General features: G+C 62.7%; 10 protein-coding genes. 7 read left to right on the top strand and 3 right to left on the bottom strand.

Annotated elements, in window-relative coordinates; translation table 11 throughout:
- Positions 1–37: 37 nt before the first annotated feature.
- Genes RTCK_RS01690 through RTCK_RS01700 form a run of 3 tightly spaced genes read left to right on the top strand, consistent with a single transcriptional unit; the run spans position 38 to position 2,770 of the window.
- Positions 38–913, top strand: coding sequence for an ABC transporter permease (locus RTCK_RS01690; RefSeq protein ID WP_142591114.1), 876 nt, complete (start codon positions 38–40; stop codon positions 911–913).
- Positions 910–1,701: an ABC transporter permease gene (locus tag RTCK_RS01695; protein ID WP_142520231.1), complete on the top strand. Its 792-nt coding sequence runs from the start codon at positions 910–912 to the stop codon at positions 1,699–1,701. Before RTCK_RS01690 ends, RTCK_RS01695 begins: the two co-directional genes overlap by 4 nt.
- Positions 1,702–1,714: 13 nt before the next feature.
- Positions 1,715–2,770: an ABC transporter ATP-binding protein gene (locus RTCK_RS01700; protein ID WP_142591116.1), complete on the top strand. Its 1,056-nt coding sequence runs from the start codon at positions 1,715–1,717 to the stop codon at positions 2,768–2,770.
- 23 nt (positions 2,771–2,793) lie between these two features.
- On the opposite strand, the gene metH is transcribed toward RTCK_RS01700, so the two are convergent.
- Complete coding sequence (gene metH / locus RTCK_RS01705) at positions 2,794–6,567, bottom strand: methionine synthase (RefSeq protein WP_142591119.1); 3,774 nt, start codon at positions 6,565–6,567, stop codon at positions 2,794–2,796.
- A 153-nt stretch (positions 6,568–6,720) separates the two neighbouring features.
- Between metH and RTCK_RS01710 the strand changes: the two genes are divergently transcribed.
- Positions 6,721–7,977: an AGE family epimerase/isomerase gene (locus RTCK_RS01710; protein ID WP_142591121.1), complete on the top strand. Its 1,257-nt coding sequence runs from the start codon at positions 6,721–6,723 to the stop codon at positions 7,975–7,977.
- Positions 7,978–8,028: 51 nt separating this feature from the next.
- Here RTCK_RS01710 and RTCK_RS01715 read toward each other — a convergent pair whose 3' ends face one another.
- Positions 8,029–10,932, bottom strand: coding sequence for a PAS domain-containing protein (locus tag RTCK_RS01715; protein ID WP_185927869.1), 2,904 nt, complete (start codon positions 10,930–10,932; stop codon positions 8,029–8,031).
- Positions 10,933–11,169: 237 nt separating this feature from the next.
- Here RTCK_RS01715 and RTCK_RS01720 point away from each other — a divergent pair, with 237 nt between their 5' ends.
- Complete coding sequence (locus RTCK_RS01720) at positions 11,170–11,466, top strand: DUF982 domain-containing protein (protein WP_142591125.1); 297 nt, start codon at positions 11,170–11,172, stop codon at positions 11,464–11,466.
- Positions 11,467–11,520: 54 nt separating this feature from the next.
- Here RTCK_RS01720 and RTCK_RS01725 read toward each other — a convergent pair whose 3' ends face one another.
- Positions 11,521–11,793, bottom strand: a complete 273-nt coding sequence (locus RTCK_RS01725) for an usg protein (protein WP_142591127.1) — start codon at positions 11,791–11,793, stop codon at positions 11,521–11,523.
- Between the two features lie 275 nt (positions 11,794–12,068).
- Here RTCK_RS01725 and groES point away from each other — a divergent pair, with 275 nt between their 5' ends.
- Together groES and groL are read left to right on the top strand one after the other, a co-directional pair.
- Positions 12,069–12,383, top strand: a complete 315-nt coding sequence (gene groES / locus RTCK_RS01730; protein WP_142591131.1) for a co-chaperone GroES — start codon at positions 12,069–12,071, stop codon at positions 12,381–12,383.
- Between the two features lie 43 nt (positions 12,384–12,426).
- Positions 12,427–14,052: a chaperonin GroEL gene (groL, locus tag RTCK_RS01735; RefSeq protein ID WP_142591133.1), complete on the top strand. Its 1,626-nt coding sequence runs from the start codon at positions 12,427–12,429 to the stop codon at positions 14,050–14,052.
- Positions 14,053–14,069 lie beyond the last annotated feature (17 nt).

Genomic DNA, 14,069 nt, shown 5'->3' on the forward strand with positions numbered 1-14,069 from the left:
GCAGACGGGAATGAGCCAAAGGGGGAAGACCGCGCCGATGAACCAAGCCTCTCCCGCCCCACGGCTGCGTCTTTCGCTGACCTGGCTGGGCCTGATGCCCTTCGCCGTGTTCGTCCTGCTGTTCCTTCTGCTGCCGACCATGCACATCGTGATCGGTGCCTTCCAAACGCGTGACGGCTCCTTCACGCTCCAGAACATCCTGGATCTCAATAGCGGTACGATTCCCTCGAGCTACTGGGTCTCGATCAAGATTTCCGCGACCTCGGCCGCGCTCGGCTGCCTTATCGGTTTTGGCATGGCATCCGCGGTGGTCTTCGGAGCCGTTCCTCGCTGGATCAGGTCCCCGCTGATGACGTTCTCCGGCGTCGCGTCGAACTTCGCGGGCGTGCCGCTCGCCTTCGCCTTCCTGGCCACCTTCGGCCCGGTCGGCCTCGTCACGCTATTTCTCCGCCAGAACTTTGGGATCGTCCTGCAGCGCGACCTCGGGTTCAATATCCTGAGCTTCTGGGGTCTCACCGTCACCTACCTTTTCTTCCAGATCCCGCTGATGATCCTGATCATCACGCCCGCTCTCGAAGGCCTGCGGCGCGAATGGCGGGAGGCCGCACAGGTTCTCGGTGCCACGACCCTGCAATACTGGCGGATGGTGGCCCTGCCGATCCTGTTTCCCTCGCTGCTCGGGACCTTCGCGCTGCTGTTTGCCAATGCCTTCGGCGCCGTGGCGACCGCCATCGCCCTGACGGGCTCCAGCCTCAACATCGTGCCGATCCAGCTCTTCGCGCAGATCCGTGGCGACGTGCTGGGCAATCCGAACCTCGGCTATGCCATGGCCTTCGGCATGATCGTCGTCACCGCGATCGCCAACATCGTCTACATCTGGCTGCGCATCCGCGCCGAAAGGTGGCTGAAATGAGTATCGGCGCGCGCATCATCGGCTGGGCCGTCCTGATCTTCGGGCTGCTCTATTTCTTCATACCGCTGGGCGGTCTTTTCGAGTTTTCCCTGAAGGCGCGGCGCGGCGTCTATTCCTTCGATGCCTACCGGGAGGTCTTTGCCGACCCGCAGTTCCAGGCGACCTTCACCTATTCGGTGGTGATGGCCCTGGTGACGATCGCGATCGGCATCCTGATCGTCGTGCCCACGGCCTTCTGGGTGCGCCTGAAGATGCCGTGGGCCCGGCCCTACGTGGAATTCGTGACCCTCCTGCCGCTGGTGATCCCGGCCATCGTTATCGTCTTCGGCTATATCCGGCTCTACAACACCTCGAGCTGGCTGCCGCTGACCGGTTCCGTCTTCGGCACGAACGCCCTGCTCGCATTCGGCTATACGACCCTCGCCCTGCCCTACATGTATCGGGCGGTCGATACCGGGTTGCGGACGATCGACGTGGCCACTCTGACTGAAGCGGCACAGAGCCTCGGCGCCGGTTGGTTCACGATCCTCCGGCGCGTCATCCTGCCGAACGTGGTGCCGGCGGTCCTATCGGGCGCCTTCCTCACCTTCGCGATCGTCATCGGCGAGTTCACCCTGGCCGCGCTCCTCGACCGCCCCGCCTTCGGACCGTATCTCCAGCGGATCGGCGCCAACAAGGCTTATGAACCCTTCGCCCTCTCCGTCATCGCCTTCGCCATCACCTGGGGTTGCCTCGGTCTCATCCAGATCGTGTCGCGCTTCAGCAAGGCGGCGCCCTCGCGCATCTAAGGATTTTCGCTGCATGTCGTTCCTGGTTCTCGACAACCTCCAGAAAAGCTTCGGCGCCGTCCAGGTGGTGAAGGACTTCAACATGTCGATCGATAAGGGCGAGTTCGTCTCCTTCCTCGGCCCGTCTGGCTGCGGCAAGACGACAGTCCTGAGAATGATCGCGGGCTTCGAGACGCCAAGCGGCGGCACGATCAGCATCAATGGAAAGGACCAGAACCGGCTGAAGACGAACCAGCGCAATATCGGCATGGTGTTCCAGGCCTATGCGCTGTTTCCCAACATGAACGTCTTCGACAACGTCGCCTTCGGGCTGAAGGTCGCCGGCACGCCCAAGGCTGAGATCCAGGCCCGGGTGAAGGAAATGCTGGCGCTCATCCGCCTGGAGCACCTCGCCGACCGCTACCCCTACCAGATGTCCGGGGGCCAGCAGCAGCGCGTGGCACTTGCCCGGGCGCTGGCGCCTAAGCCGCAGCTCCTGCTGCTCGACGAGCCGCTGTCGGCGCTCGATGCCAAGATCCGCATCTCGCTGCGCGAGGAGATCCGCCAGATCCAGCGGCAGCTCGGCATCACCACGGTCTTCGTCACGCATGACCAGGAAGAGGCGCTGTCGATTTCGGACCGTATCGTGGTGATGAATGCAGGCCGCGCCGACCAGATCGGCACGCCCTCGGAAATCTACAACCGCCCCGCCACCCGCTTCGTCGCGTCCTTTGTCGGCACCCTCAACATGATCGATGCGACAGTGGAAGACCCGGCTGCCCGCACCGTGCGCATCGGGGACCAGGTGATCGCGCTGCGAGAGATGCCGGGGAGCCACAAGGCCGGGGACCCGATCCTCCTGGCACTGCGTCCCGAGGCGGGTTCCCTTTCCAGCACCGGCGACAGCCGCCTTCAAGGAGAGGTCATTTCGTCCAGCTTCCTCGGATCCGTCGTGCGCACCAAGATCGCAGTGGGCGCAAACGCCGTCTCCTTCGACACGTTCAACGCACCCGACCTGACGATGCCGACACCGGGCGAGAAGGTGACCCTCAACTTCTCGTCCCAGGACCTTCTGGTCGTTCGCGACTGACGCGAATCCCGGCCTGGCTGCCGCTAGGCCGCCTCGTCAGCTGTTTCTCCCGCTCGCGCCGGCATGTAGTTGAGAACCGGGCCCAGCCATCGCTCGACCTCCTCTACCGGCATGCCTTTCCGCGACGCGTAGTCCTGCACCTGGTCGCGCTCGACCTTGGCAACACCGAAGTAGTACGCATCCGGATGACCGATATAGAGGCCGGAGACGCTGGATCCCGGCCACATCGAATAGCCTTCGGTCAGGGTAACCCCTGTCTGCGCTTCGGCATCGAGAATACGGAAGAGCGTGTCCTTCTCGGTATGGTCCGGCTGGGCCGGATAGCCCGGCGCCGGACGGATACCGCCATAGGCCTCGCTGACGAGCTCGTCATTGGTGAAGTTCTCCTCCGGCGCATAGCCCCAGAACTCCCGGCGCACCCGCTCGTGCATGCGCTCGGCAAAGGCCTCTGCAAACCGGTCGGCAAGCGCCTTGACCAGGATTGAGGAGTAGTCGTCGTTTGCCCGCTCGAAACGCTCGGCAATGGCAATCTCCTCGAAGCCCGCTGTAACGACGAAACCGCCGACATAATCCTCAATGCCGCTGCCCGCAGGTGCCACGAAGTCGGACAAGGCGACGTTGGGACGTCCGTCCCGCTTCGACAACTGCTGGCGGAGCGTGAAGAAGGTGGCGAGTTCCTGCGCGCGGGTCTCATCGGCGAACAGCCGGATGTCGTCGCCGACAGTATTGGCGGGCCAGAAGCCGATGACCGCGCGCGGCCTGAACCATTTCTCCTCGATGATCTTGGCGAGCATCGCCTGGGCGTCGGCCCACAGATGGCGGGCCGCCTCGCCCTGCTTCTCGTCCTCCAGGATGGCCGGGAAGCGTCCCTTCAGCTCCCATGTCTGGAAGAACGGCGTCCAGTCGATATAGCGGGCCAGTTCCGCCAGGTCATAGTGATCGAAGCTGCGCGTCCCAAGGAAACTCGGCCGCGTCGGGCGATAGTTCGCCCAATCTAGTTTCTCGGCATTTTCACGCGCCCGTGCCAGCGGCAGGCGCTTCTTTTCCAATTCGGCCCGCGCATGGGCCGCCGCGACCTTGGCATATTCCGCCCGGATGGTCTCGACGTAGCCGGACTTCGCTTCAGGCGAAAGCAGCGAGGACACCACGCCGACCGCACGGCTGGCATCGGTGACATAGACCGCCTGTCCGCGTTCATAGCGCGGGTGGATCTTGACGGCCGTATGGACGCGGCTGGTCGTCGCTCCGCCGATCAGCAGCGGGATGTCGAAGCCCTGGCGCTCCATCTCGGAGGCCACATGCGCCATCTCGTCGAGCGACGGCGTGATGAGGCCCGAGAGGCCGATGATGTCGACCTTCTCCGCCACCGCCGTCTCCAGGATTTTCGTCGCCGGCACCATCACCCCGAGGTCGATGATCTCGTAATTGTTGCAGGCCAGAACGACGCCGACGATGTTCTTGCCGATGTCGTGGACGTCGCCCTTCACGGTGGCCATCAGCACCTTGCCGGCGGACTGGCGCCCCTCGCCGCCGTTCAGGCGCTTCTCTTCCTCCATGTAAGGCAGCAGGACGGCGACCGCCTGCTTCATCACCCGGGCGGACTTCACCACCTGCGGCAGGAACATCTTGCCGGAACCGAACAGGTCGCCCACGACGTTCATGCCGGCCATCAGCGGCCCTTCGATCACGTCCAGCGGACGCTTCGCCTGCAGCCTCGCTTCTTCCGTATCGGCGTCGATGAATTCGGTGATGCCGTTGACCAGCGCATGCTCCAGGCGCTTTTCGACCGGCCACTCACGCCATGTCAGATCCTGGGCCTTGGCTTCCTTGCCGGCCGCACCGCGGTAGCGCTCAGCCACGTCCAGGAGCCGTTCGGTCGCATCGGCGCGGCGGTTGAGGACGACGTCCTCGCAGGCCTCCCGCAGTTCCGGATCGATCGATTCATAGACCGCCAGCTGGCCTGCATTGACGATCCCCATATCCATGCCGGCCTGGATGGCATGGTAGAGGAACACCGCATGCATCGCCTCGCGCACCGGCTCGTTGCCGCGGAAGGAGAAGGAGAGGTTCGAGACGCCGCCGGAGACGTGCACGAGCGGCATGCGCTCGCGGATGGTGCGCGTGGCCTCGATGAAGTCGACGCCGTAATTGTTGTGCTCGTCGATCCCCGTCGCGACCGCAAAGATGTTCGGATCGAAGATGATGTCTTCCGGCGGAAAATTCACTTCCTCCGTCAGAAGCTTGTAGGCGCGCGCGGAAATCTCCACCTTCCGCTCGTAGCTGTCCGCCTGGCCTTGCTCGTCGAAGGCCATGATGACGACGGCCGCACCGTAATTGCGCAGGAGCCGCGCCTGCTCGAGGAACTTCTCCTCGCCCTCCTTGAGCGAGATTGAATTCACCACCGCCTTGCCCTGCACGCATTTCAGGCCTGCCTCGATGATCTCGAACTTGGACGAGTCGATCATCACCGGCACCTTGGCGATGTCCGGTTCCGCGGCGATCAGGTTCAGGAACTCCACCATGGCGCGGCCGGAATCGATCAGGCCTTCGTCCATATTGATGTCGATGATCTGAGCGCCGTTCTCCACCTGGTCTTGCGCGACAACGAGCGCGGCGGCATAGTCGCCCGCGGTGACAAGCTTGCGGAACTTGGCCGAGCCGGTGACGTTGGTCCGCTCGCCGACGTTGACGAAGGGAATGTCCTTCGTCAGGACGAAGGGCTCCAGCCCCGCCAGCGACATCAGCGGCTTGTGCTCCGGTACGGTCCGCGGCGCGAAGCCCGAGACCGCCTCGGCGATCGCCCGGATGTGCTCCGGCGTGGAGCCGCAGCAGCCGCCGATGACGTTGATCAGCCCTTCGCGGGCGAATTCCGCCACCTGCCGGGCCATGTCGGCCGGCGTCTCGTCGTACTGGCCGAACTCGTTCGGCAGGCCTGCGTTCGGATAGGCGCAGATGAAGGTATCCGCGACGCCCGAAAGCTCCTGCAGGTGCGGCAGCATGGCGTCGGCGCCGAGCGCGCAGTTGAGGCCGATCGTGAACGGGTTGGCGTGCCGCACCGAATACCAGAAGGCGGAGGGGGTCTGGCCCGAGAGGGTGCGGCCGGAAAGATCGGTGATCGTGCCCGAGATCATCACGGGCAAACGGATGCCCTTCTCCGCGAAACGCTCCTCGCAGGCGAAGATCGCCGCCTTGGCGTTCAGCGTGTCGAAGATCGTCTCGATCAGGATGATGTCGGCACCGCCGTCGATCAGACCGTCGATCTGCTCGGCATAGGCAAGTCGCAGGTCATCGAAGGTCACGGCCCGGTAACCGGGATTGTTCACGTCGGGCGAGATGGATGCGGTGCGGTTGGTGGGGCCGAGCGCGCCTGCCACGAAACGGCGCTTGCCGTCTTCCTTCTCCGCCCTCAGCGCCGCACGGCGTGCAAGCCGGGCGCCATCGCGGTTGAGGTCGTAGACGGCGTTCTCCATCTGATAGTCGGCCTGCGCGATCCTGGTCGAGGAGAAGGTGTTCGTTTCGAGGATGTCCGCGCCCGCCATCGCATAGCGATAGTGGATCTCCTCGATCGCCTGCGGCTGGGTCAGGATGAGCAGGTCGTTGTTGTCTTGCTGGTGACAGGCACAGCCGGCAAAACGCTCACCGCGGAAATGATCCTCGTTAAAGCCAAGCCCCTGGATCTGGGTACCCATGGCACCGTCGATGATCAGTATCCGCTCGCGGGCCACCTTTTGCAGTGCGGCGAGCACTTCGGTTCCATCGCGTGGCGCAGCCTGCGGGCCAAACAGCTCGTCGAACATAGACGTCTCCCTTTCCGATTTGCGCCATAAGCGCATAAACATATCTTTATGTCAAACAATAACCCACCTTGAGGATTCAACAAACGCGGTGACACGATTGCTCGCGCGGGCTATACGCTCAGACGCTAAATCTTTGACTTCCGGAGGAGTTTCATGAGCGGTCAGGGTTCGACGCCACGGACATGGGCCAAGCGTGACTATCACCGTCAGTGGCTCCTGCGCCAGGCGGATGCGCTGATGGATTTCTTCCAGTATCGCACCATCAACCCGAATGGCGGCTTCCACGAATTGACTGCGGAAGGAGTGCCGCTCGATCCGGGTAATGCGGTGCGGGGCATTCACGTCTCGGCGCGGATGGTTCACTGCTACTCGATCGCCTATCTCCTCGGCCGCCCCGGCGCCGGGGAAATCATCGATCATGGCATGCAATACCTCTGGAACCGGCACCGCGACGAGCGCCATGGCGGCTATGTCTGGTCGCTCGACGACGACGGCGCTGTCGATGCGACGAAGCAGGGCTACGGCCATGCTTTCGTGCTGCTGGCCGCCTCCTCCGCGAAGACGGCCGGCCACCCGCTTGCCGACCGGATGCTCGCCGACGTCAGCGAAATCCTCGATACGCGCTTCTGGGAAGAGCACCACGGCGCCATCGCCGAGGAGTTTGAGAACGACTGGTCGCCGATCGGCGGCGGGAAATACCGCGGCCAGAATTCCAACATGCATCTCACCGAAGCGCTCATGGCGGCATTCGAGGTTACCGGAGAGAGACTTTACCTCGATAGGGCCGAACGCATCGCCGATCTCGTCATCCGCCGCTCCGCCGGCAGTGTCGGCTTCCGCGTGGCCGAGCATTTCGACGCCGATTGGCGGATCGACCGGGACTACTACCATCCGAACGAGATGTTCCGACCGGCCGGGACCACCCCCGGCCACTGGCTGGAGTGGTCGCGCCTGCTGCTGCAGCTCTGGTCGCTGGGCGGCAAGCAGCACGGCTGGATGGCGGAAGCCGCCAAGGCGCTCTTCGTCCAGGCGATGTCACTGGGATGGGACAAGGAGCGCGGCGGGTTCTTTTATACGCTGGACTGGGAGGACCGGCCGGCAAAGACCAGCAAGCTCTGGTGGCCCATGTGCGAGGCGGCGGGGGCCGCGCACTTCCTCAACGAGCACCTGCCGGCCGATGACTTCTACGAGGACAGCTACCGGCTGATCTGGAGCACCATTGCCAATCGTTTCCTGGACCATGCCCACGGCGGCTGGCACGAGGAACTGACGGAAGACCTCGTACCGGCACATACGCTCTTTCCGGGAAAAGGCGACATCTACCATGCGCTGCAGGCCTGCCTCATTCCGCTCTTTCCGGCCAGCCGCAGTCTGACGCGCGTCGTGCACGAAGTCGAAGGCAGGATCTGAGGGGGCCCAGCCTCTGCGGAACCCACCGGGGCGGGTTTCCGACCGAGGATGTCAACGGCGCCGGGTCACCATGGATCGGATGCGTATCGCGAGCAGATCGTAGTCATAGGGCTTGGTGATCAGCGCCGTCTGCTCCAGGGTCTCCGCGCCCGGCACGCTCCGGTCGCCCGTCGCGAAGATTACGGGCAGGTCCGGCAAGGTTTCCCGCAGCTTCAGCGTCAGCTGCAGGCCGCTCATGTCGGGCAGATGAACATCCGCCACGAGGATGTCGATCGGATGGCTCTCCGCAGCCGAGATGGCCTCGGCGGCGGTACCGGCCTCCACCACGTTCATGCCCGCATCTTGCAGGAAGTCGGCCGTGGAGATGCGGATGAGCGCCTCGTCCTCGCAGAGAAGCACGGTGATCGGCAGCGCCCGCTCCTGCTCCGGCGGCGCGGCGGAGGCGACGGTCATCGGGTCGGCGATGGCAGCTTGTTTCTCCCGGCCCTGCTCGATCGCCTGCCTAATCTTCCGTGCGAGCGCCTCGCGGGTATAGGGCTTGCTGAGGAGGTTCACGCCCGGATCGAGCCGGCCGCCGTGAACGATCGAATTTTCCGTATAGCCGGACGTGAAGAGCACACCCAGCATCGGAAGCCGTTCCTTTGCCTTGCGCGCGAGGTCGCGGCTCTTCAGCCGGCCGGGCATGACCACATCCGTGAACAGCAGGTCGATCGGTGCGCCGCTCTCGACGATCGCAAGGGCGCTGTCGGCATCCTTGGCCTTCAGCACCTTATAGCCGAGCTCCGTCAGAAGCCCGACCGTGACTTCCCGCACCGCCTCGTCATCCTCGACGACCAGCACCGTTTCCGATCCACCGGTGACGGGACCCGTAAGGGCATCCGTCACGACGTCTTCCGCCTCGAGCGAGCGCGGCAGATAGATCCGGACCGTGGTGCCGTTGCTCGGCTCGCTGTAGATCTTGATATGGCCGCCGGACTGCTTGACGAAGCCGTAGACCATCGAAAGCCCGAGGCCGGTACCCTTGCCGTCAGGTTTGGTGGTGAAGAACGGGTCGAAGACCTTCTCCAGGATGTCCTGTGTCATTCCGCAGCCGGTATCGCTGACGGCCAGCATCACATACTGGCCCGCCTTCACGTCATAGGCGCTGCGCGCATATTCATCGTCTAGGAAAGCATTGCCTAGCTCGATCGTCAGCTTGCCCTGCCCGTCCATGGCGTCGCGCGCGTTGATCGCCAGATTGAGCAACGCGTTCTCCACGTTGCTCGGATCCACCAGGGTATTCCACAATCCTCCGCCGACGATCGTGTCGATCTCGATCGCCTCGCCCAGGCTACGCCGCAGCAGGTGGTCCATTTCCCGGATCAGGCGGCTGAGATTGATGACCTTGGGCTCCAGCGGCTGCCGGCGGCCGAAGGACAGGAGCTGCGAGGCGAGCCGGGCGCCGCGCGCTGCCCCGGCAAGCGCGCTGCTCACCCGCCGTTCGGCCACCTCGTCTCCCGCTATCTGCCGGTTGAGCAGTTGCAGGTTCCCGGTGATCACCTGCAGCAGGTTGTTGAAATCATGGGCGATGCCGCCGGCCAGGTTGCCGATGGCCTCCATCTTCTGGCTCTGCCTCAGGGCCTCCTGGGTCCGCTCCAGTTCCTGCGTCCGGGCCTCCACGGTCTGACCCAGCGATTCGGCCAGATGTTCGAGATGGGACTCCGTCTTCTTCTGCTCTTCAATGTCCGTATTGGTTGCAACCCAGAGAATGATGTCTCCGTTGTTGTTGGTGATCGGCGCGGCGCGGCTGATGAACCACCGGTAGGTTCCGTCATGCCGGCGCAGTCGCATCTCCGTCTCGAAGAGACGGCCGGACCTCAAACAGTCCTGCCAGTGCCTGGTCACAGACTCGACATCGTCCGGGTGGATCATCGGGGAGCGGGTGGCCGCGTCAAAGAAGATCTTGTCCAGGCCGCTGTAGCGGTAGACCTGGTCATTGCACCATTCCACCTCCCCGTTAGGCTGGGCAGTCCAAACCTGGTTGGGAAGGGATTGCGCCAGCGTACGGAAGCGGTTTTCATTCGCCCTCGCCGTTTCCTGCGCCTGTCTCAGGGCAGTGACATCGTGGCCTTGGACAAAGATGCCTGTAACGCGGCCTTCCACGTTTCGGATCGGCTGATAGACGAAATCGAGATAGTGCTCGTCGCCACCCTCGCGGTCACCCCGTTCAAGCATAATCCTCGCCGCATGGGCGGTATAGGAGACCCCCGTTCGATAGACTTCGTCGAGCAATTCGTAGAAGCCCTGCCCTGCGATATCCGGCAAGGCGTCACGAACCGGCTTCCCGATCAGATCATCACGCCCGACCAGCTCCCGGAATGTCCGGTTTGCAATGGTGAAGATGTGCTCGGGTTCCTGCAGGACGGCCATGAAACCGGGCGCCTGCTCGAACAGGCTGCGGAGATACTCCCGCTCTTCTCCAAGCGCCTGGTTTTGTCCCTGGACGGCATCGGCACGCCGCATGATATCCGTCTGCATCTTCCAGTCGTCGCCGCCGCTCGCCTGGCGCAGATGGTGCAGTTCGGTGACATCGACCGTATGTTGCAGGATGAAGGCGACCTTACCGCCGGCCGCATGGATGGGCGTATGGGTGGCACTCCAGTAGCGGTTCGTCATCGTCCCATCGGGAGCAGAGATCGGATAGGGAATGACCGGTACGTGATCGATCTCGCCGGTTTCGAATACCTTGGCGAATGACTGCTGCAGTAGACGGTGTGAAGGAGAATCCGGCTCGCTCGGAAAGGCATCGAACATTTTCCGGCCGAGGATATCCTCCTCCCGCCGCATGGTTACCGCGAGATAGGCGCCGTTCATTCCGACGATATGAAGGTCCCGGTCCAAAAGGACATAGGGGTTCGGCGAGCGGTTGAACAACTGGTTGACGTCGATGTCGGACAAACCTGCGCGGCGAAACATACCCATTCCCATGCCAAATACAGGGATCGGTTATAGACGTTCCGCCGACGATGACAATTCCCAACGCGCGACGGATCGGGATCTATACGCACGTTGACTCTGCACGCCTGAGTGAGTTCTTGAATTAGATCCGGACCGGGCCGATATTCCTCCCGCCGCAGCGATCGCCGCTCTGTTTGTGGCGCGGCTACCGAGGCGGCAAGTCTTCGAAACTGGTCATGCACAGGAGGAGAAGTGATGGACTTGAAGTTCGACACCCCCGTGCCGATCATTATCGGCCTCGGCTATCCGGCAACCGTGGATGGCGTGATGGCAGCCTGTTCGTTTCTCGACGATTGGCCTGCCTGGAGACGGGACAAAAGTTATTCCCTGGCCTTGAAGGCGTGCAAGGCTGCGCTTGCAGGCGAGGTGGAGCCCTCCACCACCCGAACCGCCTTCCTGGCCTTTGCGCGTTGCCACGACCTGCTCGCCTACGAGGATGAACCGCCGGCGGCGGTCGCGCCGGCGCTCGCAGATCCCGCCGTGTCGCGCTGACCGCGGCGTGCCGGCGCCTGTTGCCAGCCAGCGGGCGCCGAAGCTGCCTTCAAGTCAGTGCAGCTTGAACTCCCCGTCGATCTGCCTCCATTCGTGCGGGCCGATCAGGCGCTTGTGGGTGTAGCGGATAGAATGGAGCGGTCCTTCCAGATTTGTCTCCCAGAAGTCGAGGAACTTGCGCATCTCGGGGAAATCGGGCGCAAGATCGTAGTCCTGCCAGACGTAGGTCTGCAACACGGAGCCGAAGTCAGGCATGCGGTAGAGGATATGCGCGGTCGTCAGGCCGTAGCCGTTGAGTTGATATTCCAGATCAGACGAAAATCTCATTCTCATCTCCGTTACATCACCTTGATCAGGCTGCCGCAAAACCGCAGCCTGATCAACATCAACTCCAATGCAGATAAGAAATAATTGTTCCAGTTCAGTATGTTAGCAGCCACGCAAGGCGAGTGCTGATTTTTTTCTGAAATCCTCTTGAATCTGCAAAATCTACCAACCAAATCGTTTGCCGCCGGTTGCTCGATAGAGGACCGGCACCCGTCCGGATCAGTCATCCGGTCCGGTAGGGGGATTGATCATCATTGTTTGTCCAGGAGGAAAACATGACGTTCCGACCGCTTCATGATCGCATTCTGGTGCGCCGGGTCGAATCTGAGGAGAAGACCAAGGGCGGCATCATCATTCCCGACACCGCCAAGGAAAAGCCGCAGGAAGGCGAAGTCATCGCCGTCGGCCCCGGAGCCCGCAACGAGCAGGGTCAGATCCAGGTGCTCGACGTGAAGGTGGGTGACCGCATCCTGTTCGGCAAGTGGTCTGGCACCGAGATCAAGATCGACGGCGAGGACCTTCTGATCATGAAGGAAAGCGACGTGATGGGTGTCATCGAAGCCCGGGTCGCCGAGAAGAAGGCCGCCTGAGGCCAGCATCAGTCATAACCAGCTGCCTATAGAGGAGTGAACCATGGCTGCTAAAGAAGTCAAATTCCACACCGATGCCCGCGAACGCATGCTGCGGGGGGTCGATGTTCTTGCCAACGCGGTAAAGGTCACGCTTGGTCCGAAGGGCCGCAACGTTGTGATCGACAAGTCCTTCGGCGCACCGCGCATCACCAAGGACGGCGTTTCCGTCGCCAAGGAAATCGAACTGGAGGACAAGTTCGAGAACATGGGCGCACAGATGCTGCGCGAAGTCGCCTCCAAGACCAATGATCTCGCTGGCGACGGCACCACGACCGCGACCGTTCTAGCCCAGGCCATCGTCAAGGAAGGTGCCAAGGCTGTGGCCTCGGGGATGAACCCGATGGACCTGAAGCGTGGCATCGATCTCGCGGTGGATGCTGTCGTGAATGAACTGAAGAGCAACGCCCGAAAGATCTCCAACAATTCCGAGATCGCCCAGGTCGGCACCATCTCCGCCAATGGCGACACCGAGATCGGCCGTTATCTCGCCGAAGCGATGCAGAAGGTCGGCAATGAGGGCGTCATTACGGTCGAGGAAGCCAAGACTGCCGAAACCGAACTGGAAGTCGTCGAAGGCATGCAGTTCGACCGCGGTTATCTCTCGCCCTACTTCGTTACCAACCAGGACAAGATGCGCGTCGAACTCGAGGATCCCTACATCCTGATCCACGAGAAGAAGCTCTCCAACCTGCAGGCCCTGCTGCCGGTTCTCGAAGCCGTCGTTCAGTCGGGCAAGCCGCTTCTCATCATCGCCGAGGACGTCGAAGGCGAAGCGCTTGCGACGCTCGTCGTCAACAAGCTGCGCGGCGGTCTCAAGGTTGCTGCCGTCAAGGCTCCGGGCTTCGGCGACCGCCGCAAGGCCATGCTCGAGGACATCGCCATCCTGACGGGCGGCACGGTGATCTCCGAAGACCTCGGCATCAAGCTCGAGAACGTGACCCTCAACATGCTTGGTCGCGCCAAGAAGGTGTCCATCGAGAAGGAAAACACCACGATCATCGACGGCGCAGGTTCCAAGGCTGAGATCGACGGACGCGCCAACCAGATCCGCGCCCAGATCGAGGAGACCACCTCGGACTACGACCGCGAGAAGCTGCAGGAGCGCCTGGCCAAGCTCGCCGGCGGCGTTGCCGTGATCCGCGTCGGCGGCTCGACGGAAGTCGAAGTGAAGGAAAAGAAGGACCGCGTCGACGACGCGCTGCATGCAACCCGCGCGGCCGTCGAGGAAGGCATCCTTCCCGGCGGCGGTGTCGCCCTGCTGCGGGCGGTGAAGGCGCTTGATGCGGTCAAGACGGCCAATGCGGACCAGCAGGTCGGCGTCGAGATCGTCCGCCGCGCCATCGAGGCTCCGGTCCGCCAGATCGCCGAGAATGCCGGCGCCGAGGGTTCCATCATTGTCGGCAAGCTGCGCGAGAAGGCCGAATTCTCCTTCGGCTGGAACGCTCAGACCAACGAATACGGCGACCTCTATGCCATGGGTGTGATCGATCCGGCCAAGGTAGTTCGCACCGCGCTGCAGGACGCAGCCTCGGTGGCCGGTCTGCTCGTCACGACCGAAGCCATGATCGCCGAGAAGCCGAAGAAGGAAGCTGCTCCGGCAATGCCCGCTGGTGGCATAGACTTCTAAGCAAACGATCGCCACGT

Source organism: Pseudorhizobium endolithicum, from assembly GCF_902153245.2.
Taxonomy (GTDB): Bacteria; Pseudomonadota; Alphaproteobacteria; order Rhizobiales; family Rhizobiaceae; genus Neorhizobium; species Neorhizobium endolithicum.

Excerpts from the sequence above, each read along its gene's own strand:
- RTCK_RS01725 (WP_142591127.1), bottom strand. The coding sequence starts at position 11,793 with ATGAGATTTTCGTCTGATCTGGAATATCAACTCAACGGCTACGGCCTG.
- RTCK_RS01690 (WP_142591114.1), top strand. The coding sequence starts at position 38 with ATGAACCAAGCCTCTCCCGCCCCACGGCTGCGTCTTTCGCTGACCTGG.
- RTCK_RS01695 (WP_142520231.1), top strand. The coding sequence starts at position 910 with ATGAGTATCGGCGCGCGCATCATCGGCTGGGCCGTCCTGATCTTCGGG.
- groES (WP_142591131.1), top strand. The coding sequence starts at position 12,069 with ATGACGTTCCGACCGCTTCATGATCGCATTCTGGTGCGCCGGGTCGAA.
- metH (WP_142591119.1), bottom strand. The coding sequence starts at position 6,567 with ATGTTCGACGAGCTGTTTGGCCCGCAGGCTGCGCCACGCGATGGAACC.
- groL (WP_142591133.1), top strand. The coding sequence starts at position 12,427 with ATGGCTGCTAAAGAAGTCAAATTCCACACCGATGCCCGCGAACGCATG.
- RTCK_RS01700 (WP_142591116.1), top strand. The coding sequence starts at position 1,715 with ATGTCGTTCCTGGTTCTCGACAACCTCCAGAAAAGCTTCGGCGCCGTC.
- RTCK_RS01715 (WP_185927869.1), bottom strand. The coding sequence starts at position 10,932 with ATGTTTCGCCGCGCAGGTTTGTCCGACATCGACGTCAACCAGTTGTTC.
- RTCK_RS01710 (WP_142591121.1), top strand. The coding sequence starts at position 6,721 with ATGAGCGGTCAGGGTTCGACGCCACGGACATGGGCCAAGCGTGACTAT.
- RTCK_RS01720 (WP_142591125.1), top strand. The coding sequence starts at position 11,170 with ATGGACTTGAAGTTCGACACCCCCGTGCCGATCATTATCGGCCTCGGC.